Source organism: Hungatella sp. SB206 (assembly GCF_051132295.1).
GTDB lineage: Bacteria > Bacillota > Clostridia > Lachnospirales > Lachnospiraceae > Hungatella > Hungatella effluvii.
On the sequence record NZ_CP096603.1, the window covers coordinates 2,888,686 to 2,915,188 of the forward strand.

Consider the following 26,503-nt stretch of genomic DNA (forward strand, 5'->3'; position numbering starts at 1 on the left):
TATGCTGAAGCAATTATCGATTTACGCAGAAAATAGAAAGGGCACATTTAAGCACGTCACCGGAATTCTTGAGGAGGAGAACATCAATATTCTTGGTTCCGTAACCAATGACAGTGCAGAGTATGGAATTATCCGTATGGTTGTATCTGCTCCGGACAAGGCGGTAACGGCACTTGAGAAGGCGGACTATTTATGCAAACTGACTGACGTGGTGGGCGTTGAGATGGCGGATGAAGTGGGAAACCTTCATCACCTTTTGATGGCTCTCTCGGAGAGCAACATCAATGTGGATTACGTTTACCTGTCATTTAACCGTGATTCCAACAAGCCGATCCTGATTTTTCATGCAGATGATATCCGGGCGGTCGAGGCGTGTCTGGCGGGAAAAGGGTTTACGGTAGTCTCTTAGGAATATGGGAGGATTACTATGAGAATAGAGGACGCAATCATCGATCTGGGCGATCATCAGCTGCTTCTTAGAAATGCCGGAGAAGAGGACGCACAAATGCTGCTGGAATGCTTAAAAACAACGTGCGGCGAGACCCGGTTTCTTGTGAAAGAACCGGAAGAGATCGATTTAACGCTGGAAGACGAGCGAAAATTCATACATAATCAGAATGAGTCGAAACAAAATATCATGCTTCTTGGATTTGTCGATGGAGAGTATGTCGGAAACTGTTCCCTGATGGGGATGGAACAGGGCAGATTTAAGCATCGCGTCAGCCTGGGGATCGCGCTGTATCAAAAGTATACCGGCCGCGGCATTGGAAAGGCGATGATCGGGAAGCTGATTGAAATTGCGAAAGAGCATCAATTTGAACAGATCGAGCTGGAAGTCGTAGCTGATAATCAGAGAGCGATAGCTCTCTATAAGAAGATGGGTTTCGAAATCTTCGGGACATTTCCGAACAATATGAAGTATAAGGATGGGACTTATGCAGACGCATATTGGATGATGAAACGATTATAACAGACAGGTTCGAGCTGTTTAAAAATGCAGCAGAATAGAGAGTCTGGCTTGCCGGACTCTCTATTCTGTTTCAGAACATGCACCTGACCGTGGCCGGAGATGACTTTTTTCTTAGCGAAATCTTTCATGGCGTCAGCGACGATGGCGTCGGGATCGCGAAAACCGAATAATCCCTTCCTGCTCTTATCCATATGCATTTCAGCGCTTTCATGAAAATGTGAATCAATAAATCCGGGGCAGACGGCCTGTACCCTTATGTCCTTACCGGAGAGCTCCATATGTAAGCCTTCGGTAAAATTTATAATATAGAGCTTCGTGGACGAATAAAGAACATTGTGCGGGAGAACGGCAAAGGCGCCGTCCGATGAAATGTTAATGATGGCCCCGGAATTCCTAAGCCCGAAGCCCGCGTTGTTCACCAAAATATCGATGGTTCGATCTCCGATTTGGGAGAGGAACCGATTGATCCCGTCTAAGCTGGACAGCTCTGCGATTATGACCTCCACGTTCACATGGAATTGATTTTGCAGGCTTTCCGCATTTTCCCTGATCATGTTTTCCCGCCGTCCGGTTATGATTAAATTGCATCCTTTGGAAGCAAAGTATCTGGCATAGCTGAGCCCAAGACCGCTGGTTGCGCCGGTGATTAATGCTGTTTTACTCATTGATAAGACTTCTCTCATTGAACAATGTTCACTCGCTGCCCGAAATGCCTCCCCTGTCAATATCTTTGCTATTACAGCTTCAGCAGTCCGGTAATATAGCCTCTGGCCAATTCTGTTTTCCTTACCGGAGTCAGTTCGTCATCATTCAGAATCGGAAACAGGCCATAAAGTACAAATTTGGAAAAGGATGCGGTATCGGCGACCGCCGCGGTTCCATTTTCATTCAGGCTGTCGAAAAAAGACTTTACATAAGGAAATAAATAATCACAGTTGGACAGAAACAGCAGGCTGTGGAAGGTTTTGTTTTCAGCCTGATGGAAAAATTCATGGTATTTCTCTTTGCCGTCGCGGTCCAGGAATAAGTCCGCAATGTAGTCCAGTAATCCGTCGATGTCCCCGCGGTATCTCTTTAAAGCCTGAACGATGGGGGCGCAGTAGTCCAGAACGTACTGGGAGACGGCGCTGTCAAATAATTCCTGCTTCGAATTAAAATACCGGTAACAGAGGCCGGGAACGACGCCGATCACTGCGGCAATATCTCGCATAGTCGTTTGTTCATACCCCTTTTCTGTAAATGCCCGCATGGCGGCGTCCATAATTTCCTGTTTTCGCTCCTCCGGCGGCTTGGAAATCCTTATTTTTTCTTCCTTCACGGTATCACCTCTCTTCTCTGAAATCATTGTAGCACTTGAGTGAACGAAGATCAATGAATAATATTCACTGGATAAAAATAGATTCGATTGACATTCCATAAAAAGATTTGTATAGTAGTCTACGGAAAAGAACGCATTCCGATTGAATGATCAGATGCGCTCTGGAGACAATATAATAAATAAGAAGACGAGGTGCGCAATGACAAAGGAAAAGGCAACGGCAAAGGATACCGAATTTTCACTAACCGCCGTACCGCCCCAGCTGAAGCGTCAGGGGCTGTGGGCTGCAATGGTTGTGCTGGTGGGGTTCACATTTTTCACGCCCAGCATGACTGCGGGAGGAAATTTAGGAATCGGCATGAATGCAGCCGGATTTGCGGCGGCAATGCTGATCGGCAACATCTTTTTAGGGATTTACTGTGGTATATTGGGGTATATCGGGCAGAAGACGGGTCTGACGCTGGATTTACTGGCGCACCGATCTTTCGGTGAGGTCGGTTCCTTTCTCCCATCAGCCTTAATCAGCTTCACACAGATCGGATGGTTTGGCGTGGGTGTCGCCATGTTTGCGATCCCGGTATCGGAGCTGACTCACGTGCCGGTTGCGATTCTGATTATCATTACGGGCATCGTGATGACGCTTACCGCCTATTTCGGTATCAAGGCGCTGGCGGTTCTTGGATCCATTGCGGTTCCGCTCATTGCCATTCTGGGTATTTATTCTGTCAGCTGGGGTGTCAGGGAGGTTCACGGTTTTGCGAATGTCTTCGCACAGAACCCGGAGAATCCGATTTCGCTGGCGGCTGGCATTGCCATCGTGGTTGGATCTTTTATCTCGGGAGGAACGGCGACGCCAAACTTCACCAGATTTTCCAGGACGCCGAAGACTGCGGTCACGGCGACGGTGGTAGCTTTCTTCGTAGGAAATTCCATCATGATGATATTTGGAGCCGTTGGCGGCGCTGTTACGGGAGTTGCGGATATCTTTAATATTCTGATTTTACAGGGACTGGCGGTTCCGGCGATTATTACGCTGGGACTCAACATCTGGACGACCAACAATAACGCGCTTTACACAGCCGGCCTCGGAGTATCCAATATTACCAAGGTTCCCATGAAGCCCATGGTTTTAGCGGGAGGTCTGGTTGGAACGGCGACGGCTGTCTGGCTTTACTATAATTTCGTCGGTTTTTTAAATCTGCTGAGCGGGATGATCCCTCCTGTCGGCGCGGTGATCATTCTCCATTACTTCTTCCACAAAAAGGATTATATGGACGAGTCCTATCCGCATACAGCAGTGAATCCGGGCGGGATTTTAGCGGTGGCTGGCGGGGCGCTTGTAGGAATCTTTGTCCAGTGGGGGATTAAGCCGTTGAATTCTTTGCTGGTCGCGGCTGTGATTTTTGTGATTATCGACCGTATTTTTGGAAAACGTACATCCAGATAGGAGAGGAGAACCGTTATGCTTATAAAACAGATCTTGATTGAAAATGGAAAAGAGGCTTCTGATATCCGCGTGTCTAACGGAGTATTTGAAGCGATAGCGCCTGCATTGGAACCGCTTCCGGGTGAGGAAGTGATCGACGGTACCGGGAAGTCTGCATTTCCACCGTTTATCGAAAGCCACGTTCACTTAGATACCTGCTTAACGGCCGGGGACCCGGTGTGGAATATGTCGGGCACCCTGTTCGAGGGGATTGAGTGCTGGTCGAAGCGGAAGGAAAAGCTGAGCAGGCAGGACGTCAAGGAGCGCGCCCGGAGGGCGGTGCAGATGCAGGCGGCGGGTGGCGTTCAGTACGTAAGAACCCATGTGGATGTGACAGACCCATCGCTGACAGCCATGGAAGCCATGCTGGAACTGAAGGAGGAATTGAGAGACTATGTGACCATTCAGATCGTCGCATTTCCTCAGGAGGGAATCTTAAGCTACCCGAATGGCAAAGAGCTGCTGGAAAATGCGGTAAAGATGGGAGCAGACTGTGTGGGTGCGATCCCCCATTTTGAATTTACCAGGGAATACGCCGTGGAGAGTGTCAATTACTGTATGGAACTGGCGGAGCGCTACGACCGCCTGGTGGATGTACACTGCGATGAGATCGATGATGAGCAGTCCAAGGGACTGGAGGTTCTGGCCTGCCGTGCTCTGGAAAGCGGATTAAAAGACCGGGTAACCGCCAGCCACACCACGGCCATGCACAGCTATAACAACGCCTACTGCAGCAAGCTGTTCCGCCTGCTTAAGATGAGCGACATTAACTTTGTCAGCAATCCTCTGGTAAACACCCATTTACAGGGAAGATTTGACAATTACCCACGCCGCCGCGGCGTAACCCGGGTGAAGGAACTGCTGGCCAACGGCAATAACGTTTCCATGGGCCACGACGATATCTTCGATCCCTGGTATCCACTGGGCGACGGCAATATGATGAGCGTGGTCCACATGGGTCTTCACGTGTGCCAGATGATGGGATACGAGGAGATTTTAAACAGCTATAAGCTGATCACCCATAACGCGGCGCGGACGCTGAATCTGGGAGATACCTATGGAATCAAGGTGGGAAATCCGGCTGACTTTATTGTGCTGAACCAGACGGATTTCTATCAGGCGCTGAACAAACAGAGCGAGGTACTCTTAAGCTACCGGGAAGGCAGGCTGATCGCCAGTACGAAGCCGGCTGAGAAAAATGTGTTATTTTAGATGCAAAAGGAAAAGGACGATACCCGGTATGGGATCGTCCTTTTTAGAACACTTTAGAACTGCACTATTGATATAAACAACAGGTATCATATGTATTGTATTACGATTTATAAAAATACAAACCCCACAATGAGAAACAGGAGCACGTTTGCAATGTAAGAATATTTAAAATATTTCCCGTGATTACCTTTCAGTGTTTTAAAGTGTGTAATATGGAAAATCAGCAGCGCGGTGTTAAGGATGAAATAAACCATTAAGATAGTCAGGAATCCATAGGAAGCGCTGTTTTTAAATGCATCCGGCAAAGTCATTGCTCCAATCAGGCCAAATAAAAAGATAGGGGCTGATATGATCCACCCGATAATTATAACAATTTTTCTTATAATAGAATTTACGGGACGTCCGGCAGATACAGGTTCAGATTTACGGTTCGTCAGCTTGTCAGTATCAGGCCGTATAGGCGAAACCGGCGGTGGACTTGCCTGGGGCTGCACGGAGGGGGCATTTACCGATTTATCACTTTCCTGAAGAACATAGCCGCAGCCTTCGCAGGATGTGCCTAATTTCCCGACTCTTCCGCAATAAGGACATATTTTATTCAACTTTTTTCCTCCCAAATGAGCATATAAAGTAATTATAAAGCATATGTCTGAAAAGTCAATAATACAGTGTAAATCGGCAGAATAAAATGGATACGCCGAAAAAATGGTCATAACAGGCGCATTTTTCGCATAAACTATAACAGAATGATATGGGAGGGAAAACCATGACAATTTATCCTGTTTGTACAAGCCTGATGAGATACCGTTTGTTTGTAAACTGTATGGAACGCTACTATCGCTATAAAATGAAGCGGCCCTGCTTCCTCATAATGCAGAACAGCAGGTGGACCGTGGTTACGCTGGAAATGTAACAGCAGCTTTATAATCCTACATATTTACGATCATGCATGGAGCGTGACAGGAAGGGGCCTTTTGGCCTCTTTTTTCTATATTTCACAGAAATTTCATAATTACCCTATTGTAATCCTTATTGAGTAAGAGTATAATACCTAATTATTAATTAGCTAACTATCACATAACTAATTATTCCCCATATGATGAGGAAGGGAGGCGGAAAAACATGAAATCTTGTGGCAGCGGGCCATGCCATGACAGCAAGTGGCTGGATTCTTCGGCTCATCACGTGCTGACGCAGTACATCAGAATTATGAAGCTGCACCGGAGCATTCTGGAGCAGCGGCTGAATAAGACTGGAGTCTACAGGAGCCAGCATCAGATTTTAACAACCCTGGCGGAACATTCCAACGCGTCCCAGAAGGAAATCGCGGAATATTTAAACGTCACCGCGGCAACCATAGCGGTGTCGGTGAAAAAACTGGAAAAGGGCGGTTATATCACGAGAATTGTGGACCAGGAAGACAACCGGTACAACAAGCTCTGTCTGACGGAGGAAGGGCTCGATGTCGTGGAACACAGCCGGCAGTTTTTTAAAAACGTGGAAAATCAGATGTTTCTGGGATTCACGGAGGAAGAGTTTCAGGCCATGGAAGGGTATCTGGAGCGCATTTATGCGAATTTGTCCGACATAACGACTAAGACAACGACAAAAAAGGAGGATTCATAACGTGAAGCGATACTGGAAATATATAAAGCCCTATTGGGGCTCATTTCTGCTGGCACCGCTTTTGATGCTGACAGAGGTATTTGGTGAGATCATGCTGCCAAAGCTGATGTCACTGATTATTAACAATGGTGTGGCAAACAGGGACACCAGCTATATCATAGCCGTGGGCGGCGTGATGGTGGTTACGGCCTTTGTTATGGCCGCGGGCGGAATCGGAGCGGCCTATTTCTCATCAAAGGCCTCCATCTGTTTCAGCTCCGATTTGAGAAAAGACGTATTTGACAAGGTACAGCAGTTTTCCTTTAAAAACATAGACGATTTCAGCAGCGGTTCCCTTGTAACCAGGCTGACCAACGACATTCAGCAGATTCAGAACGTGCTGATGATGAGTTTGCGTTTGATGTTCCGCGCGCCCGGCATGCTGATCGGCGGCCTGATCATGGCGTACTTAATGAACCGCAGGCTTGTGACGATTCTTCTGGTCGTGATTCCTCTCCTTCTGATCGCGATTGCCATCATTTTGAAGACGGCGTTTCCGCGGTTCGAAGTGATGCAGAAGAAGATTGACCGGTTAAATTCAGGTGTTCAGGAAGCTCTTACCAATGTGCGCGTCATCAAATCCTTTGTCCGGGAAGACTATGAGGAAGAAAAATTCCGCCGGACCAACGCGGACTTGAAGGAAGGCAGCCTGCGGGCCATGAAGATCGTAATCGCGACCATGCCTGTCATGATGCTGGCCATGAACGTGACGACGCTGGCCGTCGTCTGGTACGGCGGAAATTTAATTATCGGCGGCTCCATGCCGGTCGGTGATTTGACCGCATTTACCACATATATCGTTCAGATCCTGATGTCCCTCATGATGGTATCCATGGTGTTCTTACAGGCCTCCCGTGCCATGGCTTCGTTAAAGCGTGTCCGGGAAGTCCTGGATACGGAGATTGACTTAACGGATGAGCACGCGGCAAGAAAGGACGCCGTCGTGACGGAAGGCCGGATTGAATTTAGAGATGTCTGTTTCCAGTATGCGAAGGACACCGACGAGATGGTGCTGGATCATATTAATTTTACCGCCAATCCGGGAGAGACCATCGGTATCATCGGTTCCACGGGAAGCGGAAAGACGTCCCTCGTCCAGCTGATCCCCAGACTCTATGACGCGGATCGCGGCCAGGTGCTGGTGGACGGTATCGACGTCCGGGATTATTCCATCCGGAATTTAAGAGAAGGCGTCGGCATGGTTCTTCAGAAAAATGTCCTGTTCTCCGGAACGATTGCAGAAAACCTGCAGTGGGGCAGTGAGGACGCGACCATGGAAGAAATCCGTGCAGTGGCCGAGAGTGCTCAGGCAGACGGATTCGTCACATCCTTCAAGGATGGATACGAGATGGATTTGGGCCAGGGCGGCGTCAACGTCTCCGGCGGCCAGAAGCAGAGGCTCTGTATTGCGCGCGCCCTGTTAAAGAAGCCGAAGATCCTGATTCTGGATGACAGCACATCGGCTGTCGATACAGCTACGGAGGCAAAGATCCGCGAGTGCTTCCAGACCACATTAAAAGATACGACAAAGTTCATTATCGCCCAGAGAATCGGTTCCGTAGAGAGTGCGGATAAGATTATTGTTATGGATGACGGAAAGATCGTGGGAATGGGAACCCACGAAGAACTGATTAAATCCTGCGAAGCTTACCAGGAGATTTATTATTCACAGAGAGACCGGGAGAAGGAGGCGAGCGCGTAATGGATAATCAGAAACGGGTAGAGAGTTTAAAAAGGCGCTACGGCAGAAATGTAGCCCCGGCAAAAAGGCGCGGCCCCATGGGCGGTCCGGGCCACGGAAGACAGCACGGTAAGGGCGGAATGCCGAAAAACAGCAGGGAGACCATCAAACGACTGCTGTCCTACTTAAATGGATATAAGCTCCACATGGGGCTGGCATTTTTCTGTGTCATCGTCAATACGGTGGCGACCTTAACCGGTTCCTATATGCTGAGACCAATTATCAATAAATATATCGCTCCCATGGATGGAAGCCGCGGAAGCGTTGGCGGTCTGGCCGCTTCCCTGGTATTCATGGCGGCCATCTACTTCATCGGCGTAGTCGCCAACTATGCGCAGTCGAGAGTCATGCTGACGGTGGCACAGAATGCGCTGCAGAAGATCAGGGATGAGCTCTTTACAAAGATGCAGAAGCTTCCGGTACGTTTTTATGATACGAACAACAACGGTGACTTAATGAGCCGTTTTACCAACGACGTGGATACCGTGGGACAGATGCTGAGCAGTACGCTTGTGCAGCTGTTCTCAGGTGCTTTAAGCATAGTCGGCACGCTGGCCCTGATGATTTACACCAACATCTGGCTGACCCTGGTAACCGTCTTTATGATTCCGTTGATGATGAAGGCAGGCGGTTATGTGGCAGGAAAGAGCCAGAAGTATTTCTCTGCACAGCAGACCTCCCTCGGCGCCGTAAATGGTTATATAGAGGAGACGATCAGCGGCCAGAAGGTCGTGAAGGTCTTCTGTCATGAGGACATCGCGGAAGAAGAGTTTGAGATTTTAAATGAAGATTTACGTGACAACATGATCAAGGCGCAGTTCTTCGGCGGCATGATGGGGCCTGTTATGAGCAACTTAAGCCAGTTGAACTACACGCTGACGGCGGCGATCGGCGGTCTGCTCTGTGTGCTGAGAGGATTTGACGTCGGCGGCCTCACCGTATTTTTAAATTTTTCCAGACAGTTCTCCAGGCCGATCAATGAGATATCCATGCAGATCAGCAACGTGTTCTCGGCGCTGGCCGGTGCGGAGCGTGTGTTTGCAGTTATGGATGAGGAGCCGGAGCCGGTGGATGACGGCGACGCGGTGGTGATGAATCCAATGAAGGGCTATGTGGAGCTGAAGGATGTTACCTTTGGCTATAACCCGGAAAAGACGATTCTGAAGGATATCAGCCTCTATGCGAAACCGGGTCAGAAGATCGCTTTTGTAGGTTCCACGGGAGCAGGCAAGACGACGATTACCAACTTACTGAACCGGTTCTACGATATTCAGAGCGGCTCCATCACCATCGACGGTGTCAATATCCGTCATATAGGCCGCGACAATCTGCGCCAGAATATCGCCATGGTTCTTCAGGATACCCATTTATTTACGGGGACGGTCATGGAAAATATCCGGTACGGCAGACTGGATGCCACCGATGAGGAGGTAATCCAGGCGGCAAAGACGGCCTCGGCGTATTCCTTTATCATGCGTCTGCCCCACGGCTTCGACACTGTGCTGGAAGGCGACGGAGCGAACTTAAGCCAGGGCCAGAGGCAGCTTTTAAATATTGCCAGAGCGGCCATCTCCAAGGCGCCGATCCTGATTCTCGATGAGGCCACCAGCTCGGTCGATACCCGTACAGAGAAACATATCGAGCACGGCATGGATCGTCTGATGGCAGACAGAACTACATTTGTCATTGCCCACCGTCTTTCCACAGTGCGCAACGCCAATGCCATTATGGTACTGGAAAACGGAGAGATCATTGAGCGCGGGGATCACGACGATCTGCTGGCTCAGAAGGGCCGGTATTATGAACTCTATACTGGGGTGAAGGAATTGGATTAATGATAACTTTGCACAGTTACCCCTTATGGTGAATATGAGCCGTATGAGATATTGTCAGATCGAAATCAATTTGAACAGTATGTATTAAGTATGTAATAGAAGGCAGGCGGATACGCGGCTGAATGACAGCCGTGTCCCGTCTGCTTTTTCTTTGCCGTAAGACTGGTACCTCCCTTCGTAAATACGCCGGGAGGCACTAACCTCCACTCTCAAGATACCGCCATTCTGAAATCGCGCCTCCTTTACATGATTAAGAATTACTTAAGAAAAAGCATAGTTTATCATTAGATATATCCGTTGACAATATATATTATATGAAATATAATATGCGTATATGAAGCATATATAAAACACATAAATGTGATTAAAAATCGGCTGTTCAGAATTAATTGTTCAGAAATAATGAGAGGAGGCAGGATGGTATGGTGTATCAATTGACGCCGACGCTGTTGGACGCCATGGTACTGGCGATCGCAGAGGGAGAAGATGCCTACGGCTACATGATCGCCCAGCGGCTGAGAAACATAGCGAGTCAGAAGGAGTCCTCCCTGTACCCGGTTTTAAAGAGACTTTTGGAGGCGGGGTTTCTGGAGACGTATGACCAGGAGTACCAGGGAAGAAACAGAAGATATTATAAGATTACAGAGGCGGGCAGAGAGCAGCTTTTATTCTACCGGAAAGAGTGGGATGAGTTTAAGACTGCGGCTGACGAAATTCTCGTTGGAGGTGAAGAAGATGAGCAGGAATGAGTATATGAAAGAGCTGGAGCTGGCGCTTAGGCGTCTTCCGAAGGCGGAACGGGAGGAAGCTCTTTCCTATTATAACGAATATTTTGATGATGCGGGACGTGAACGGGAAGCGGAAGTCATAGAGGAGCTGGGTGACGCAAAGGAGAGTGCGGCTCAGATCGTAAAGGAACTGGCCCTCAAGCGTCTGGAGGAGCCCAAGCCGGAACGGGCCGCCAGGAAAGGATTGTCCACGCTCTGGATCGTGCTTCTGGCACTGTGTGCGGCTCCCATCGGACTGCCCCTCCTGCTGCTCGTTGTGGTCTTCGGCCTGGCCATGGTGCTTATGGTCTTTTCCATTTTCGTTGCGCTTTTCCTCAGCGGAGTAGTATTCGTGGCTGTTGGAATCGTGAGTATCGTGGCAGGTTTCTATTTCATTCCGTCTCAGCTGGCCAGCGGAATCTTCATACTCGGCACGGCACTGGGAGAATCGGGAGTGGGACTGCTACTGATCTGCGCCGGATGTGCAAGCTGTAAGTATATTTACCAGGGCATGGCCGGTTTTACAAAAAGACTGCTGACGAGGGGGGACAAAAAATGAAGAAAATCATGAAGGTTACCATGGCTGTTGCGGGTGTCTGCATCGTGGCTGGTCTGGGACTGTCTCTGGCCGGATATGCCATGGGCGGAGAGCCGGGCTTCTGGATCGGCCGGAATGGGATGTATACCAACCAGCAGGCGCGGAATTTAAATGCTGAAAAGCTGGTTGAGCTTGAGAAAACAAAGATCGACCCGTTCACCTCCATGGATGTCCGGGTGAACTATAACGGTATTAAGATAAAGCCGTCAGAAGATGATTCCTACTACCTGGAATACCATCTCTATATAAGAAATAAAGAGCCTGAATACACAATAAAGAATGGAATCCTGAGTTTTACCTGTGTCCCGGAACCGACTAGCAGCGAGACATGGGGATCGGCCGGTTTCCTGGTGATAGAGGGCAGCTATGTACACGACCGGGAGGAGGGCAGCGTAACGATTTACGTGCCGAAGGACACTCCCATGGAGGCGGTAAAACTCTATACCAGCGACAGCAGCGTAATCTACGACGGCCCGGATACCAAAACACTGGATATCACATCGAAATACGGCAGCATCGATTTAAATGGCATAAAGGCCGAGACGGCTTACTTTACCGCTTCCGACGGGACCATTCACTGTGACAGCGGTACGTTTACTTCTCTCGATATCCTCAACAAGTATGGAGAAACGGATTTAAATAGTATTGAGGCTGACCGCCTGGATATTGATGCCTCCGACAGCCAGATTGTATTAAAGGATATCGTGTCCAGGAATATTACCGTGACTAACAAATATGGAAGCGTCAAGGGCCGCGCAGTAGTTGCGGATTCGCTGACCATGAAGCAGTCAGACGGGTCCTGCGATATCAGAATGGCTGATATAAAGAACGGAGACTTTGAAAATAAGTACGGCGACATCACTCTGGAGCTCACAGGCGCCGAGAAGGATTATAATTATGATCTTATGATGAAGTACGGAGATATTAACTTAAACGGCAGAAATACGAGTGAAAAAGATTTGAGAGAGAATAACGGAGCGGACAAAAACATCGCTATGACGGCAAATGATGGATCGATGCGGATCCTGACAAAATAGTGTGTGTGTGGGCGAATGCTACGCCAAAGAGCCTGAGGAGAGCAGGAGGGGGACGGGGGCAGACGAACAAAAGGGTTCTTGTTTCCTCGGTGGCAGGAAGTAAAGCAGAAAGACAGGAAAAAAGGGCGGATCGTGCAAACTACGGAGAACTCCTGAAGGACTTCTCCTCCGTGTCCACTTGAAATCTGGCTTGGAGGCCAGATTTCACCACCCTTTTTTCCTGTCTTTCTGCTTAACTTCCTGCGAACCTCGGAAAAGGAACCCTTTTGTTCGTCTGCCCCCGTCCCCCTCCTGCTCTCCTCAGGCTCTTTGGCTGTGTATTGGCTCCTTAAGTTAAAAAACAATAGTCTTTTCCAGCGTTCTCAGTTCCCCGACGGAACTCCATCTATGTTCCTCCACCTCTTTGTGGAGCCAAGGGCCAGTGGACTTTTTCACAACCTGGCCGGAAAAGGGAGTGCGGGACCCCTGCGGAGGGGGTTATTCTCCCTTAGTCCCACCCCCTCGGAATCCCTGAACCTTTCTCTACCTGCCTCCCGTGCTCCCTTTTCCTCAATACCACATGCAAAAGTCCACGTTCCTTTAATCCACACCCCATCAAAAATTGACATGGTATTTTCAACCTGATATACTGTCCCTGTGTGCCGTGCATGAGCCGGAAGGAAGGGGGCATTTTCCTGAGAAATGCTTGCTTATTTCCGGCGGACGAAATGGAGAAAGGATGGAAAAAATGGGACAAATTACGGTAGAAATCTGCTGCGGGAGTTATTATGATGCGTTGGAGGCGGCAGCTGGCGGCGCGGAGAGAATCGAATTAAACAGCGCGCTGGCACTGGGAGGGCTGACCCCTTCCATGGCTGAACTTCTGCTGGTAAAACGGGAAACACCTCTAAAAGTCATCGCCATGGCTAGACCGAGAGGCGCCGGTTTCTGTTATGGGGTATCGGACTTCAAACAGATGTTTTTTGACTGCCAGATGATGATGGGACACGGAGCGGATGGAATCGCATTCGGCTGCCTGAAGGCGGACGGAACCATTGATTTATCTCAGACGGAGCTGATGGTGAAGGCCATCCGGGAAAAGGGCGGAGAGGCAGTGTTTCACCGTGCATTCGACTGTGTGAAGAATCCGTTTGAGGCCGCAGAGCAGCTGGTTTCACTGGGCGTGGACCGGATTCTGACCAGTGGGCTGAAAAGCAAGGCTCCCGATGGCTGGCGGCTGTTAAAAGAACTACAGGATCGTTTTGGAGACAGGATTGAGATACTCGCAGGCAGCGGCATCAACGCGGGCAACGCGAAAGAGCTGACAGAGAAAACCGGCATTGCGCAGGTCCACAGTTCCTGCAAGGACTGGATCGTTGACCCAACCACGGTGGGAGAGGAAGTGTCCTACTCCTACGCGGATTCCCAGCACGCAGCCTGCTTTGAGGCGGTGGCGAGAGACAAGGTGGCAGAGCTGCTTTCCTCTGTCAGATAGTGGTGTATTTATTAAATTTTCTAATATATAATTACCTGAAAGACCTGAAAAATTATTAGATTATCTTCGCTGAAGCCGGAATTAGACAGGGGAATTGAATAAAATTTTCACAATGGAAATTTCGGAGGCAGAATCGATTTATCATATAAAAAGGGGGGCGGCGGCACCGCAGCAGAAATATTTTAAGATAATTGTATTTATATAAATACAAGACATAACCTGGGTTAATAAGTTTCGTCACGATTTTAACAAGGAATTCTTGTGTTCCATCCCTGTATTTATCTGATAAATGGAAGAATTTCCATAAAGAACACAGTATACAATGTGTAAGTTTCAATTGTTTCGATTCCTGAATTATGTTATACTGTACAAGATGGCAAAAATGCGATTGTCATATTTTGCCGGGAGAGATTAAGAATGTATAGAAAGAGGGTTAGTTAGATGGGTTTGGCTACATTTAAAGGCGGCATCCACCCTTACGAGGGTAAGGAACTGTCGATGAGTAAACCAGTATCGGTACTGCAGCCAAAAGGCGAGATGGTTTTCCCGCTGTCCCAGCATATTGGCGCGCCGGCTAAGCCACTTGTGGCAAAGGGCGACCATGTATTGGTTGGACAGAAGATCGGTGAGCCGGGCGGATTTATATCGGCCTGCATCATCAGCTCCGTTTCCGGAACAGTGAAGTCACTGGAACCGAGAATGGTTGCAAACGGCGCCATGGTGCCGTCCATCATTGTGGAAAATGATGGTATGTATGAGACGGTGGAAGGCTTTGGCGAAGATCGTGATCCAAAGACCTTATCCAAAGAAGAGATCCGTAATATCGTAAAAGAGGCCGGCATCGTAGGCTTGGGAGGCGCAGGTTTCCCGACTCATGTAAAACTGACGCCGAAGGACGAATCCGCCATCGATACGATCATCGTAAACGGCGCGGAGTGTGAGCCGTATCTGACGTCCGATTACCGCATGATGCTGGAGGAACCCTTAAGCATCATCAAGGGACTGAATGTCATCCTCCAGCTATTCGATAACGCCAAAGGGGTAATCGGTATCGAGAACAACAAGCCTGACGCCATTCAGAAGATGACGGAGCTCGTTAAGGACGAACCGAGAATTACCGTGTGTCCGCTTCTTACGAAGTACCCGCAGGGTGGTGAGCGTTCCTTAATTTATGCAGTTACGGGCAGAAAGATCAATTCCTCCATGCTTCCGGCAGACGCCGGCTGTATCGTGGACAACGTGGATACGGTTATTTCTATTTATAATGCAGTCTGTAAGACAACCCCGCTGATCCGCAGAATTATTACGGTAACGGGAGACGCGATTGCAAATCCGCAGAATTACAGTGTGCGGACAGGTACCAGCTATAAGGAACTTTTAGAGGCTTCCGGCGGCTTTAAGACAGAACCGGAAAAAATCATTTCCGGCGGACCGATGATGGGACAGGCACTGTTCAATTTAGAGATTCCGGTAACGAAGACCTCTTCTGCCCTTACTGCTATGACGAAGGACGAGGTGGCGATTCATGCTCCTTCCGCCTGTATCCGCTGCGGAAGATGCGTAAGCGTCTGTCCGAGCCATGTGGTTCCCCAGATGATGATGGACGCGGCGGAACGCTCCGATATCGAACGTTTTACCGCATTAAATGGTATGGAATGCTGCGAATGCGGCTGCTGTACGTATGTGTGCCCTGCGAAGAGACCTTTAACCCAGGCCTTCAAGGAAATGCGTAAAGTAGTTGCGGCAAGCAGAAAGAAAGCGTAGGAGGGTGAAGAATGAGTAAATTATTAAACGTATCATCATCACCTCATGTCAGGGACCAGGTAACAACGAGTAATATCATGCTGGATGTTGCGATTGCCATGATTCCTGCGACTGCGTATGGTGTATATCAGTTCGGAATAAAAGCAGCACTTGTCATTCTTGTGACAGTCCTTTCCTGTGTGCTCAGCGAATATGTGTACGAGACACTTATGGGAAAACCAGTCACGATCAGCGACGGAAGCGCCCTGGTAACGGGTATGATCCTGGCGCTCAACATGCCGCCAAGCATCCCGTTATGGATTCCGGTACTGGGCGGTATCTTTGCTGTTATTGTTGTAAAGCAGTTATACGGCGGCCTTGGCCAGAACTTTATGAACCCGGCTCTGGCGGCCAGATGTTTCTTACTCATCGCATTTGCGGGCAAGATGACTACCTTCACATATAACGACGCGGTAGTAAGCCCGACACCGCTTGCAGCCTTAAAGGCAGGCCAGGCAGTGGATATTCCGGCTATGTTCATCGGCAAGATTCCGGGAACCATCGGCGAGGTATCCGTGATCGCCCTGCTGATCGGCGCAGCTTACTTACTGATTAAGAAGGTCATCACCATCCGGATTCCGGCGGCCTACTTAATCACCTTTGCAGTGTTTGTGTTTATTTTCGGCCAGCATGATCTTATGTATGTGCTTGCACATTTATGCGGCGGCGGTCTCATCTTCGGTGCGTTCTTCATGGCTACCGACTATGTAACCAGCCCGATTACACCGAAGGGCCAGATCCTGTTCGGTATTCTCTTAGGTGTGCTGACCGGCCTTTTCCGGTTGTTCGGCGGATCCGCAGAGGGTGTTTCCTATGCGATCATCATCAGCAACATTCTGGTGCCGCTGATTGAGAAGATTACCCTTCCAAAGGCGTTTGGAAAGGAGGGCAAGTAAGATGAAAAAAGGCGGATTCATGAAAGACGCATGGATTTTATTTGCAATTACCTTGATTTCCGGTCTGCTTCTGGGCGCTGTCTATCAGATCACCAAGGTCCCGATCCAGATGGCCGAGGCGAAAGAGAGTCTCCATAAGTATCAGATTGCCTATCCGGATGCGGTGGATTTTGTATTTGATCAGGCGATCCAGGATCAGGTGGCTGTATCCAAAGAAACTTTAAAGGAGCAGAAGCCTGAGTACGGCAATGTTGCGGTGAGCGTGGCCTTAAAGGCAGTGGATGCTTCCGGCAACGTAATCGGACACATCATAACGGCCTCCTCCGACGACAGCTACGGCGGAACCGTCAAGGTTTCCGTCGGAATCACCAATGAAGGACAGATTACCGGCGTGGAGCTCCTGGAAATCAGTGATACACCGGGACTTGGAATGAAGGCGACAGAGCCTGCGTTCAAGGATCAGTATAAAGATAAGTCAGTAGAAGAATTTACTGTGACGAAGACAGGCAGCACTTCCGATTCCGAGATCAACGCGATCAGCGGTGCGACCATTACTTCAAACGCAGTGACTCATGCAGTAGATGCGGCTCTTTACTTCGCAGCTAACTGCATACCGCAATAGGAGGTGGGATCATGAATAAATGTACAGAACGTTTATATAACGGCATCGTAAAAGAGAACCCTACCTTCGTCCTGATGCTGGGCATGTGTCCGACGCTGGCTGTTACGACTTCGGCCATCAACGGATTAGGTATGGGACTTTCCACAACCGTGGTTTTGATGTTTTCCAATATGCTCATCGCGGCGCTCCGCAAGATTATTCCCGACCGTGTCAGGATTCCTGCGTACATCGTCATCGTGGCAACCCTTGTTACCATCGTGCAGCTGCTTTTACAGGCCTATGTGCCCAGCTTAAACGCGGCTCTCGGTATCTATATCCCGTTAATCGTGGTAAACTGTATCATTCTTGGCCGTGCAGAGTCCTATGCATCCAAGAACCCGGTGATGGCTTCCACCTTCGACGGAATCGGTATGGGTCTTGGTTTTACCATTGCCCTTACAGCAATCGGCCTTGTGCGTGAGATTCTGGGCGCAGGCGCGGTCTTCGGAAAGGTGTTTATTCCGGAGGATTTCCATATTTCCATCTTTATTCTGGCTCCGGGCGCGTTCTTCGTGCTGGCTGTCTTAACAGCGCTCCAGAATAAGTTCAAGGCTCCATCGGCGACCAACGGCTCCGTTCCCCAGTCCAGACTGGCATGCGGCGGCGACTGTATGAACTGTTCCGGCTCTTCCTGTATGTCCAACCATGAGATTCTGGAGACAAGAAAGAGACAGGCAGAGGAGGATGCCCTGGCATCGAAGAAGGCCGACCTGGCTAAGAAGGAAGCGGAATTAAAGGCCGCTACCTCGAAAAAAGAAGAATAGGAGGATGGATAGATGAAAGAATTGTTTTTAATCGCGGTCGGCTCTGCACTCGTGAATAACGTAGTCTTAAGCCAGTTCCTCGGTTTATGTCCATTCCTTGGCGTTTCCAAGAACGTAAAAACTTCTGCCGGTATGGGCGCAGCCGTTATTTTCGTAATAACCATTGCATCGTTTGTAACCAGCGTGATCTATAAGGGAATTCTGGTGAATTTAAATCTGGAATTCTTACAGACCATCGTGTTTATCCTGGTCATCGCCGCACTCGTTCAGTTTGTGGAGATGTTCTTAAAGAAGTCCATGCCGCCGCTTTATGAGGCGCTGGGCGTGTACCTGCCTCTGATTACGACCAACTGTGCCGTACTCGGTGTGGCGTTAACCAACGTACAGAAGTCTTACAGCATTTTAGAGAGCGTTATCAACGGCGTGGGTACTTCCGTTGGATTTACCATCGCCATCGTAATGCTGGCTGGTGTGCGCGAGAAGATCGAGCATAACGATGTTCCGTATTCCTTCCAGGGATCGCCGATCGTGCTCATCACCGCGGGACTGATGGCAATCGCGTTTTTCGGATTTTCCGGATTAATTTAGGGGGAGGAGACGAAAATGATAACAGGTATTATCATAGCGGCAGCCGTAGTAGGTATCCTCGGTATTTTGATTGGTGTCTTCTTAGGTGTAGCCAGCGAAAAATTTAAAGTAGAAACAGATGAAAAAGAGATCCTCGTGCGCAACGAGCTGCCAGGCAATAACTGCGGCGGCTGCGGATACGCAGGCTGTGACGCTCTGGCAAAGGCAATCGCCGCGGGTGAAGCATCCGTGGATGCCTGTCCGGTAGGCGGAGCGGCGGCTGCGGGAAGAATCGGCGCCATCATGGGCGTGGACGGCGGAAACGCTGTGAAGAAAGTGGCTTTTGTAAAATGTAAGGGTACCTGCGATAAGACGAAGGTCCAGTACAACTACTACGGCATGGATGACTGCAAGAAGATCACAGTCGTTCCGGGCGCCGGAGAGAAAGCCTGCGTCTATGGCTGTATGGGATACGGTTCCTGTGTCAAGGCCTGCGCCTTCGATGCGATTCACGTGGTTGACGGTGTGGCTGTTGTCGATAAGGAGAAATGTGTGGCCTGCGGAAAATGTGTGGCCTCATGTCCGAACCATTTGATCGAACTCGTGCCGTATACGGCGGAGCACCTCGTTCAGTGTAACTCCCATGACAAGGGCAAAGATGTAAAGGCAAAATGTGAATCAGGCTGTATCGCCTGTACCTTATGCACGAAGCAGTGTGAGTTTGATGCGATCCATATGGATAATAATGTGGCGGTCATCGACTACGAGAAGTGTACCAACTGTGGAAAGTGCGCGGCGAAATGTCCGGTGAAGGTTATTATTTAATGCATAAAAGAGAATGCGCAGTTTTGTGTGCATGATGGGAAACGGAGTACCGGAGACGGTGCTCCGTTTCTGCATCCGCTGGGGAGCACGTTACAATTCACGGCCCAACCGCGGGCCTCTGCCGTCTGGTGCTGTCGGTTCACGCGCACTTGTTCTCTTGTCGCCGGACAGCCGTATCAACTCCGCAATTTCAAAGTCTGCTGCCTCACGTGAATTACCCATAATCCAGGCCAAATATTCCTCAGAAGTAATAATTTGCAGTAGTCTATCAAGTCCGTAGTTTTCCCCGCACAAAATCAAGTCATACTTTTTGAAAGGACGGAATGAAGTAACGGGACAAGTTGTTTTGTAATGCCTGTGGTATCCAAAATGGCGCCAGACTTTCCCAAAATGTGCGGTAAGGAGTTGTGACGCAATACGTTTTCTATTCTTTTAATCGATAAAATATAAAAAACTGTTGACAGTTTATACTGTAATATGTATTATTACAGTATAAACTGTAACTTAAATTATAACAGTAGTGGCGCCGGTAGTGATAACAGTAGCAACAGCAGTAACAATAGCAGTAATCGCAGCAGTAATCGCAGCAGCAACACACCAGCAACAGCAAAACAAGTCTAAGTATACGGCCACAGAGCTCACCATAGAAAGCTGGCGGGATTGTCAGCGCGTGAAAAGGGAGGCGACCGGTCCAAAACGAAAGGAGTATTCAGTATGAACACAAGAGAACACACAGAGATGAAGATGAGGGGCAGCGCGGATGTATCGTATCTTGGAAGAACCGTGGATGAGATGGTATGGGAGTTTATGGAGGAACAGGAGATCCCGGGACTGACCCTGGCGATTGTTCAGGCGCCCTATATTCCGCGGGTTGTGGGATACGGATTTTCAGATGCCGGACAGAAGCGTCTTGCATCGGTGAATACACTTTGGCCGGCAGGCCCTATTTCCCAGGGATATGCGGCGGTGGCGGTCATGCAGCTGTACGAGGACGGAAGCGTGGAATTGGACGCGCCTGCCGCAGCGTATGTGGATTCACTCCCGGAACAGTGGAAGAGCATTACGGTTCGTCAATTGCTTCATCACGCTTCGGGGCTTGCGGATTACAGGAAGCAGGAGGGATTCAGCTTTACGAGAGAGTGGACGTTTGAAGAACTGGTCGGTCTGACTGCAGATCTGCCTCTTCAGTTTGAACCCGGAACAGAGGTGGCTCAGAGTGCAACGAATTTCCTTCTTCTGACCGAAGTGGTCGAGAGAGTGAGCAATATGGCGTACCAGGAATTCGTCAGGAAGAATCAGTTTGAACTCCTTGGGCTTAAGCATACATCGTTTTCGGAGGGCCTCTCAGCATTTCATCAGGAGGATTTATCCTTGAGTGAATACGTTCACCAGATCTTCAAGACCGACGGCTGGTATATTGATCCGGCGGAGACGGCTGTCAGCTACCAGAGCGACGGAAGTGCGTTTCCGCAGATGCATTCCTCCGCTCTCCGCGGTTTTGGGGACGTGTGGGCGTCGGCGCAGGATATCTCCTTCTGGGATATCGGTCTTGCAGGCGGTGTCCTGATCAAAAAACCGGAAGACAGAGCGGTTGTCTATGCGTCATGGACGCTTCCCGATGGACGGACCGTTCCGGGCAGCGCCGGATGGCAGTTCTACCATCACAGAGGCCTGATGGATATCAAAGGCTCCGTACCCGGATTTTCCTCTTTCTTAAGCCGCTTTACCCATCCAGAGGAATTGGTATGCGTCACCCTGATGGCAAACAAGGAGGGCGTGGATTTCACGAATCTGGGAAGAAAGATTGCCGGCGCCTTCGGAGATCTCCTGTCCACCAATTACGATGATACGCGGCTGTTCCTGATGGAAGGCCAGTTCTCGGCAGATGAGACGGTAAACAGGCTGGAGAAGCAGTTAAATGCACTGGATATCCCGGTGTTTGCCAAATTCGATCATGCAAGGAACGCAGCGGAGGCCGGATTGGAACTGAGACCGACAACGGTTCTCGTGTTCGGAGCACCGAAGGTTGGAACCGGACTCATGCAGGCGGACCAGAGCATCGCGCTGGAGCTTCCTCTGAAGATCGCGGTATGGGAAGATGAAGCGGGAAGCACCTGGCTGGCATTTCCTAAGATGAAACCAGTGGCGGAGGAATACATCCTGGGAGATCACCCGGTGATCAAAAATATGCAGAAGCTTCTGGAAAGGCTGGTAAAGAAGGCTGCGAATCTGTATGAAAGCTGATAGAAGAAAAAAACGCTGTGCTGTCCGAGGAAAGGGACAGCACAGCGTTCTTTTTTTGTGTGTATCAGGCTTCCGCTTTAATTCTTGTGATCTCGCTCTGGATTTCCACCATCCGGCGTCGTTCCGTATGCTTTTTTGATAAAATCATAGACATACAAGTTAAACCCTGTATGGCCTGTTTACAGTACAAGTTAAAAAATATTTAAAAATAGTTCTATAAGCTTTGTGCAAAATATAAAAATAAACATCAAAAAGACAAGAAATATGCTTCACGTGAGTCATATAAAATAGTACAATATGCACTATGACTCATCTGTGCACATGAGAAATCATTGAAATAAATGACGAATTCTTTAGAATAATGGTTAGGGAGGAAATAATCCAGTGATTACAAGAGAAGATGTAGCAAAAAGGGCCGGCGTATCGGTCAGTGCGGTTTCCAGAACAATGAACGGCAGAGGATATGTTTCAAAGGACAAGAAGGAAGCGATCTATAAAGCGGTGGAGGAACTGGGCTACAGGCCGAATCCCCTGAGCAATTCCCTGAAAAACAGACAGACTTATCAGCTGTGCTTTTTTGGTTCGGATATCTACAATTCCTTTTATACAGAGCTGTTCAATAAAATGTCCGATTATGCCATGGATCGCGGGTACACGTTGTTCTACTTTTCTAATTTCAGTGTGGAACGGGTAAAAACCATGCTGATGGATGGAATGATAGTAGAAAACGACAATGTGGCAGAGGAGGTACAGGCATTTTTAGGAGAACAGTTTTATATGCCGATTGTTACCGCCTCCTACGGAGTACCTGTCAAAAATTTAAAAAGGATTCCATATGTGGATGTAGATACGTACGATGCTGTGGAGATTGGACTTGCCTATCTAAGAGAGATGGGGCATAAAAAGATTGCCTTTGCTACGTTGTATGATTTCTTTTATGACAGCCGTTTACATCCGAGGCATGTGGCATTCAGTAATCTGATGAAGCCTGTTTATGGAAAACGATTCAGGGATTATATAATCGACAATATTGGAAATACGAGACCAGCTTTTGCCAGAGAGAATTTTTTCGAGGAAGGTATGAGCTGTGCTGACCGGTTCCTTGAACGGAAATGTGAGGCGACTGCCATTTTCTGCTTTAATGATGAATTTGCTATGGGTATGCTGAGGCGCTTTGAACAACTGAATATCAAGGTTCCTGATGATATATCAATTCTCGGCATTGACGGTATTGAAAACAGAAAGTATGTGACACCGTTTCTTTCTTCTGTGTCTTTAAATATCAGGGAGCAGGCTGAGTGCTGCGTCAGTACCTTGCTGGATATGATTGAGGGGCGTAGAGTAAACTATTTTAACTCCTTCAAACCGCATCTGAGTGAGGGGGATTCGGTAAAAAAATTGTAACTCAATAATTATGATTTATAAATTTAAAGGAGGAATTTAAACTATGAAAAAGAACGGACTACAAAGAAATTTGGCGCTGACCATGGCTGCGGTTATGGCGTTGTCTTTGACTGCCTGCGGCACATCATCAAATACCGGTAGTGACAAGACAACGGTGTCGGGTGATGGCCAGCAGACTGCCAGTATGCCCGCAGATCCGGCGGACTTAAAGGGATCTATCATCGTGGGTGGCTGGCCTTCTGGAGATGATGGCTTTAAAGCAGCTCTGAATGGATTTCATGATAAATATCCAAATATTGAAGTGGAATTCCAGTTTACCGATACAACCAGCCACCACCAATCCCTGGCTACCTCCCTGGCAGCAGGCTCAGGGGCTCCTGATGTGGCGATGGTTGAAGGCGCTTACATTGCCCAGTACCGCGATTCCAAAGCTCTTACCAATCTTTTAGACGAGCCTTTCAACGCGGAAAAATATAAAAATGATTTTGTTGCTTTAAAATGGGATCAGGCGTATTCTGTTGATAAGTCCCAATTTGTTGCAGTACCATGGGATGTGGGACCTTGCACGTATTTCTACCGCACTGATGTGTTTGAAGAATGTGGACTTCCTACCGACCCAGCTGAGGTGGCAGAACTTATGAGTACCTGGGATGGCGTTTTGAAAGCTGCAAAAGCCGTCAATAAGCCGGGCGAGAGATGGCTCGTTCCCAATGCAGCCTACTTCTATCAGCTGATGTACTGTAACAGGGATTACTATGATGAGAAAATGAATTTGAAACTGGATCGTGAGGGCGATCTTGACTGCTTAAATGCGATTATCGATTTAAGAGCGGATCAACTGGATATGAACGTGGATATGTGGAGCACGGAGGCTTATGCGGCCTATGCAAGCGGCGCTTGTGTTTCAGTGGCAACCGGAGGCTGGTTTGGTGGATTTTTAAAAACAGATATTGATCCGGACGGTACCGGACATTGGGGAGTTGCCGAACTGCCAGGTGGAATTCCTCACTGTAACTGGGGTGGTTCTTTCCTTGTAATTCCGGAACAGAGCAAGAATAAAGAAGCGGCGTGGGCGTTTATTGAGTACATGCTCTGCAGCGCGGAACCGCAGAATGAGATGCTGGAAGCAGTTGATTATTTTCCCGCATATACGCCTGCCTATGACAACACGGCGATCTATGATGCAGAAGATCCATATTTTGGCGGACAGAAGACAAAAGCACTCTGGGCCTCCATCTCCGAGGATTTGGAACCTGTATTTAATACTATTATGGATGTAACGGCCGAGGGGTGTATCTACAATTCCGTTAATGCCGGTCTTAATCAGGGTCTTGACGCTCAGGGGATCAAGGATCTTCTCGCAAAGGATATCGAAGATGCTACCGCAGAGCTTAAAAATCAGCAGATCCAGGTATATAAGGATGCCGGTTTATGGAATGAATAGAAGGAGGAGCAGCGATGGGGAAAAAGAGAAGAGGGAGAAAAGGATTCTTAAAAGTCCTCTATGAAAACAGAGTCGCATACGTGTACATAGCACCATTTTTTCTGCTGTTTGCGATATTTAGTTTATTTCCGATCGCCATGGGCTTCGGACTCAGTTTCTTCCGATGGGATGGAATGTCAGCTATGCATTTTATCGGGTTAGAAAATTACTTGAACTTATTTAAGGATGTGCTGTTTTGGAAGGCGCTTAGAAATACGCTGGTCATTGGAATTATTGCACATATTCCTATCCTATTTGGAGGACTGGTGCTGGCCTATATCCTGAATGCAAAGCTGATTCGGGGAGAGAACATTTTTAAGACAATTTATTTTATGCCCATGGTTACCAGTTCCGTTGCAATTTCAATTATATTTATGCAGCTTTTTAGTAATAACTACGGACTGATTAACTTTATTGGAAGCTTTTTCGGGTTTGGTAAGGTGAACTGGCTGGGAGGTGACGGATCGCTCATTAAAGTGGCAGTAATCGTTATGTTTGCATGGAAGTGGATTGGCTGGAACATGGTTATCTACCTCGCGGGGATGCAGGGGATCAGCCATGACATCTATGAGGCATCCAGAATCGATGGGGCAAGCCATATACAGACAATCTCCAAAATTACGATTCCACTGCTTAAACCGATTATAATTTTCACATTGATCCAATCCACCATAGGAATGTTTAACCTCTTTACGGAACCATTTATTCTGACGAATTCCAGCTGGACAGGGGGAATCAACAATGGCGGCCTTACACTGATGATGTATCTGCTTAATAAAGCGCCTCAGGGAGGTACAGCTTATGGCTATGCGTCGGCTGTTGCCTATGTGATTACAGTGTTCATTGTACTGTTTTCCGTAATCCTTAACAAGATGTCCAAGGACAGACAGCCGGTGAAGAGGAGGAGATAAACGATGAAGTATGTGAGAAAAGCAATTCTGTATCTGGTATTGGGGCTCATTGCGCTGATTATGCTGCTTCCATTTTATATGATGTTTGTTATGTCCAGCCTCACGACCAACGAGATTTATTCTTTTCCGCCTCATATCTGGTTCGGCAGCAGTCTGGTGAAGAATTTTCATACCATGATGGGGCAGATCGATATTGTAAAGGCATTTATCAATAGCTGTATCATTTCGATTTCCTATACATTTCTCTGCCTGCTGTTTTGTTCTATGGGCGGTTATGCGTTTGCAACGTATGATTTTCCGGGAAAGAACAAGCTGTTTGCCACTCTGCTGGGAACGATGATGATTCCGTTTACCGCCGGTATTATACCATGGTTTATGATGATGTCGAAATTCGGCTGGATCAATAGCTATCAGGCACTTATTATTCCGAACTGTGCCAATGCGTTTGGTATTTTCTGGATGCGCCAGTATTGTCAGAACAATGTCCCGATCTCCCTTAGAGAAGCGGCTAAGATTGATGGATGCAGCGAGTGGACGATTTTCTTCAGGGTTATAAGCCCAATACTGATTCCTGCGTATTCGGCTCTCGGGATTATGCAGTTTGTAAATACATGGAATGACTTTATGCAGCCTTTGCTGATACTCCGTAAACCAAGCATGCAGACATTGCCGCTGGCTTTGAAATCTATGGTCTCTGACCGCGGTAATGACTACGGCGCGATTATGCTTGCCAGTACCTGCGCGGTTTTGCCTTTGCTGGCGGCTTTCCTGTGTGCGTCAAAGTTCTTCATGTCAGGGCTGACGTCGGGAGCGGTAAAAGAGTAGGTGCAGCATAAAAAATA

Annotated in this window: 26 protein-coding genes; 23 read left to right on the top strand and 3 right to left on the bottom strand. The window is 48.4% G+C overall.

Annotated elements, in window-relative coordinates:
- Position 1 precedes the first annotated feature (1 nt).
- Positions 2-409, top strand: coding sequence for an ACT domain-containing protein (locus M1L66_RS12550; RefSeq protein WP_002600162.1), 408 nt, complete (start codon positions 2-4; stop codon positions 407-409).
- Positions 410-427: 18 nt separating this feature from the next.
- Positions 428-970 (top strand): GNAT family N-acetyltransferase, encoded by a 543-nt coding sequence (locus M1L66_RS12555; protein ID WP_434693321.1) that lies wholly within the window; start codon positions 428-430, stop codon positions 968-970.
- Here M1L66_RS12555 and M1L66_RS12560 read toward each other — a convergent pair.
- Positions 934-1,635 carry an SDR family NAD(P)-dependent oxidoreductase gene (locus M1L66_RS12560; RefSeq protein WP_434693324.1) on the bottom strand — a complete coding sequence of 234 codons (702 nt, stop codon included), beginning with the start codon at positions 1,633-1,635 and terminating at the stop codon, positions 934-936. The genes M1L66_RS12555 and M1L66_RS12560 overlap by 37 nt on opposite strands.
- Positions 1,636-1,706: 71 nt before the next feature.
- A complete protein-coding gene (locus tag M1L66_RS12565; RefSeq protein WP_349768893.1) occupies positions 1,707-2,288 on the bottom strand; it encodes a TetR/AcrR family transcriptional regulator in 582 nt (193 codons plus the stop codon).
- Positions 2,289-2,487: 199 nt separating this feature from the next.
- On the opposite strand from M1L66_RS12565, the gene codB reads away from it, so the two are divergent.
- Both codB and codA read left to right on the top strand, forming a co-directional pair.
- Positions 2,488-3,735 carry a cytosine permease gene (gene codB / locus M1L66_RS12570; RefSeq protein WP_434693325.1) on the top strand — a complete coding sequence of 416 codons (1,248 nt, stop codon included), beginning with the start codon at positions 2,488-2,490 and terminating at the stop codon, positions 3,733-3,735.
- 15 nt (positions 3,736-3,750) lie between these two features.
- The gene (gene codA, locus M1L66_RS12575) at positions 3,751-4,986 is read left to right on the top strand and encodes a cytosine deaminase (RefSeq protein ID WP_434693327.1); all 1,236 of its coding nucleotides are present in this window, start codon (positions 3,751-3,753) and stop codon (positions 4,984-4,986) included.
- 107 nt (positions 4,987-5,093) lie between these two features.
- Here codA and M1L66_RS12580 read toward each other — a convergent pair whose 3' ends face one another.
- Positions 5,094-5,588, bottom strand: a complete 495-nt coding sequence (locus M1L66_RS12580; RefSeq protein ID WP_187020919.1) for a hypothetical protein — start codon at positions 5,586-5,588, stop codon at positions 5,094-5,096.
- Between the two features lie 164 nt (positions 5,589-5,752).
- Here M1L66_RS12580 and M1L66_RS12585 point away from each other — a divergent pair, with 164 nt between their 5' ends.
- The 19 genes from M1L66_RS12585 to M1L66_RS12675 all read left to right on the top strand — a co-directional run bounded on the left by M1L66_RS12585 (position 5,753) and on the right by M1L66_RS12675 (position 26,486).
- A complete protein-coding gene (locus M1L66_RS12585) occupies positions 5,753-5,899 on the top strand; it encodes a hypothetical protein (RefSeq protein WP_002600154.1) in 147 nt (48 codons plus the stop codon).
- Between the two features lie 209 nt (positions 5,900-6,108).
- Positions 6,109-6,612, top strand: coding sequence for a MarR family winged helix-turn-helix transcriptional regulator (locus M1L66_RS12590; RefSeq protein ID WP_002600153.1), 504 nt, complete (start codon positions 6,109-6,111; stop codon positions 6,610-6,612).
- 1 nt (position 6,613) lies between these two features.
- A complete protein-coding gene (locus M1L66_RS12595; RefSeq protein WP_187020917.1) occupies positions 6,614-8,353 on the top strand; it encodes an ABC transporter ATP-binding protein in 1,740 nt (579 codons plus the stop codon).
- Positions 8,353-10,227 (top strand): ABC transporter ATP-binding protein, encoded by a 1,875-nt coding sequence (locus tag M1L66_RS12600; protein WP_187020916.1) that lies wholly within the window; start codon positions 8,353-8,355, stop codon positions 10,225-10,227. Before M1L66_RS12595 ends, M1L66_RS12600 begins: the two co-directional genes overlap by 1 nt.
- 422 nt (positions 10,228-10,649) lie before the next feature.
- Positions 10,650-10,976, top strand: a complete 327-nt coding sequence (locus M1L66_RS12605; RefSeq protein ID WP_434693332.1) for a PadR family transcriptional regulator — start codon at positions 10,650-10,652, stop codon at positions 10,974-10,976.
- Positions 10,963-11,553 carry a DUF1700 domain-containing protein gene (locus M1L66_RS12610; protein ID WP_434693334.1) on the top strand — a complete coding sequence of 197 codons (591 nt, stop codon included), beginning with the start codon at positions 10,963-10,965 and terminating at the stop codon, positions 11,551-11,553. Before M1L66_RS12605 ends, M1L66_RS12610 begins: the two co-directional genes overlap by 14 nt.
- Entirely contained in the window at positions 11,550-12,629 is a 1,080-nt protein-coding gene (locus tag M1L66_RS12615; RefSeq protein ID WP_434693336.1) for a DUF4097 family beta strand repeat-containing protein, read from the top strand. Before M1L66_RS12610 ends, M1L66_RS12615 begins: the two co-directional genes overlap by 4 nt.
- A 727-nt stretch (positions 12,630-13,356) precedes the next feature.
- Positions 13,357-14,103: a copper homeostasis protein CutC gene (locus M1L66_RS12620; RefSeq protein ID WP_434693339.1), complete on the top strand. Its 747-nt coding sequence runs from the start codon at positions 13,357-13,359 to the stop codon at positions 14,101-14,103.
- A 441-nt stretch (positions 14,104-14,544) separates the two neighbouring features.
- Positions 14,545-15,867, top strand: coding sequence for an electron transport complex subunit RsxC (rsxC, locus tag M1L66_RS12625; RefSeq protein WP_002600146.1), 1,323 nt, complete (start codon positions 14,545-14,547; stop codon positions 15,865-15,867).
- A gap of 11 nt (positions 15,868-15,878) precedes the next feature.
- Positions 15,879-16,802 carry an RnfABCDGE type electron transport complex subunit D gene (locus M1L66_RS12630; RefSeq protein WP_002600145.1) on the top strand — a complete coding sequence of 308 codons (924 nt, stop codon included), beginning with the start codon at positions 15,879-15,881 and terminating at the stop codon, positions 16,800-16,802.
- 1 nt (position 16,803) lies between these two features.
- Positions 16,804-17,424 (top strand): RnfABCDGE type electron transport complex subunit G, encoded by a 621-nt coding sequence (locus M1L66_RS12635; RefSeq protein ID WP_187020909.1) that lies wholly within the window; start codon positions 16,804-16,806, stop codon positions 17,422-17,424.
- 11 nt (positions 17,425-17,435) lie between these two features.
- Positions 17,436-18,227, top strand: coding sequence for an electron transport complex subunit RsxE (gene rsxE / locus M1L66_RS12640; protein ID WP_002600143.1), 792 nt, complete (start codon positions 17,436-17,438; stop codon positions 18,225-18,227).
- A 12-nt stretch (positions 18,228-18,239) separates the two neighbouring features.
- Positions 18,240-18,815: an electron transport complex subunit RsxA gene (gene rsxA, locus M1L66_RS12645; protein WP_002600142.1), complete on the top strand. Its 576-nt coding sequence runs from the start codon at positions 18,240-18,242 to the stop codon at positions 18,813-18,815.
- 15 nt (positions 18,816-18,830) lie between these two features.
- Complete coding sequence (locus M1L66_RS12650) at positions 18,831-19,619, top strand: RnfABCDGE type electron transport complex subunit B (protein ID WP_187020907.1); 789 nt, start codon at positions 18,831-18,833, stop codon at positions 19,617-19,619.
- Between the two features lie 714 nt (positions 19,620-20,333).
- Complete coding sequence (locus tag M1L66_RS12655; protein ID WP_434693343.1) at positions 20,334-21,863, top strand: serine hydrolase; 1,530 nt, start codon at positions 20,334-20,336, stop codon at positions 21,861-21,863.
- A gap of 384 nt (positions 21,864-22,247) precedes the next feature.
- Positions 22,248-23,267, top strand: a complete 1,020-nt coding sequence (locus M1L66_RS12660) for a LacI family DNA-binding transcriptional regulator (protein ID WP_434693346.1) — start codon at positions 22,248-22,250, stop codon at positions 23,265-23,267.
- 43 nt (positions 23,268-23,310) lie between these two features.
- Positions 23,311-24,711 carry an ABC transporter substrate-binding protein gene (locus tag M1L66_RS12665; protein ID WP_187020902.1) on the top strand — a complete coding sequence of 467 codons (1,401 nt, stop codon included), beginning with the start codon at positions 23,311-23,313 and terminating at the stop codon, positions 24,709-24,711.
- A gap of 14 nt (positions 24,712-24,725) precedes the next feature.
- On the top strand, positions 24,726-25,661 hold the full coding sequence (locus tag M1L66_RS12670) for a carbohydrate ABC transporter permease (protein ID WP_434693348.1): 936 nt from the start codon (positions 24,726-24,728) through the stop codon (positions 25,659-25,661).
- Between the two features lie 3 nt (positions 25,662-25,664).
- Positions 25,665-26,486: a carbohydrate ABC transporter permease gene (locus M1L66_RS12675; RefSeq protein ID WP_187020896.1), complete on the top strand. Its 822-nt coding sequence runs from the start codon at positions 25,665-25,667 to the stop codon at positions 26,484-26,486.
- Positions 26,487-26,503: the final 17 nt, after the last annotated feature.

Bases quoted from the DNA above. Each gene is read 5' to 3' on its own strand.
- M1L66_RS12615 (WP_434693336.1), top strand. From the start codon at position 11,550: ATGAAGAAAATCATGAAGGTTACCATGGCTGTTGCGGGTGTCTGCATC.
- M1L66_RS12630 (WP_002600145.1), top strand. From the start codon at position 15,879: ATGAGTAAATTATTAAACGTATCATCATCACCTCATGTCAGGGACCAG.
- M1L66_RS12600 (WP_187020916.1), top strand. From the start codon at position 8,353: ATGGATAATCAGAAACGGGTAGAGAGTTTAAAAAGGCGCTACGGCAGA.
- M1L66_RS12585 (WP_002600154.1), top strand. From the start codon at position 5,753: ATGACAATTTATCCTGTTTGTACAAGCCTGATGAGATACCGTTTGTTT.
- M1L66_RS12675 (WP_187020896.1), top strand. From the start codon at position 25,665: ATGAAGTATGTGAGAAAAGCAATTCTGTATCTGGTATTGGGGCTCATT.
- M1L66_RS12670 (WP_434693348.1), top strand. From the start codon at position 24,726: ATGGGGAAAAAGAGAAGAGGGAGAAAAGGATTCTTAAAAGTCCTCTAT.
- M1L66_RS12560 (WP_434693324.1), bottom strand. From the start codon at position 1,635: ATGAGTAAAACAGCATTAATCACCGGCGCAACCAGCGGTCTTGGGCTC.
- M1L66_RS12650 (WP_187020907.1), top strand. From the start codon at position 18,831: ATGATAACAGGTATTATCATAGCGGCAGCCGTAGTAGGTATCCTCGGT.
- codA (WP_434693327.1), top strand. From the start codon at position 3,751: ATGCTTATAAAACAGATCTTGATTGAAAATGGAAAAGAGGCTTCTGAT.
- rsxE (WP_002600143.1), top strand. From the start codon at position 17,436: ATGAATAAATGTACAGAACGTTTATATAACGGCATCGTAAAAGAGAAC.
- M1L66_RS12610 (WP_434693334.1), top strand. From the start codon at position 10,963: ATGAGCAGGAATGAGTATATGAAAGAGCTGGAGCTGGCGCTTAGGCGT.
- M1L66_RS12590 (WP_002600153.1), top strand. From the start codon at position 6,109: ATGAAATCTTGTGGCAGCGGGCCATGCCATGACAGCAAGTGGCTGGAT.
- M1L66_RS12620 (WP_434693339.1), top strand. From the start codon at position 13,357: ATGGGACAAATTACGGTAGAAATCTGCTGCGGGAGTTATTATGATGCG.
- M1L66_RS12550 (WP_002600162.1), top strand. From the start codon at position 2: ATGCTGAAGCAATTATCGATTTACGCAGAAAATAGAAAGGGCACATTT.
- M1L66_RS12605 (WP_434693332.1), top strand. From the start codon at position 10,650: ATGGTGTATCAATTGACGCCGACGCTGTTGGACGCCATGGTACTGGCG.
- rsxC (WP_002600146.1), top strand. From the start codon at position 14,545: ATGGGTTTGGCTACATTTAAAGGCGGCATCCACCCTTACGAGGGTAAG.
- M1L66_RS12665 (WP_187020902.1), top strand. From the start codon at position 23,311: ATGAAAAAGAACGGACTACAAAGAAATTTGGCGCTGACCATGGCTGCG.
- M1L66_RS12655 (WP_434693343.1), top strand. From the start codon at position 20,334: ATGAACACAAGAGAACACACAGAGATGAAGATGAGGGGCAGCGCGGAT.
- M1L66_RS12635 (WP_187020909.1), top strand. From the start codon at position 16,804: ATGAAAAAAGGCGGATTCATGAAAGACGCATGGATTTTATTTGCAATT.
- rsxA (WP_002600142.1), top strand. From the start codon at position 18,240: ATGAAAGAATTGTTTTTAATCGCGGTCGGCTCTGCACTCGTGAATAAC.
- M1L66_RS12555 (WP_434693321.1), top strand. From the start codon at position 428: ATGAGAATAGAGGACGCAATCATCGATCTGGGCGATCATCAGCTGCTT.
- codB (WP_434693325.1), top strand. From the start codon at position 2,488: ATGACAAAGGAAAAGGCAACGGCAAAGGATACCGAATTTTCACTAACC.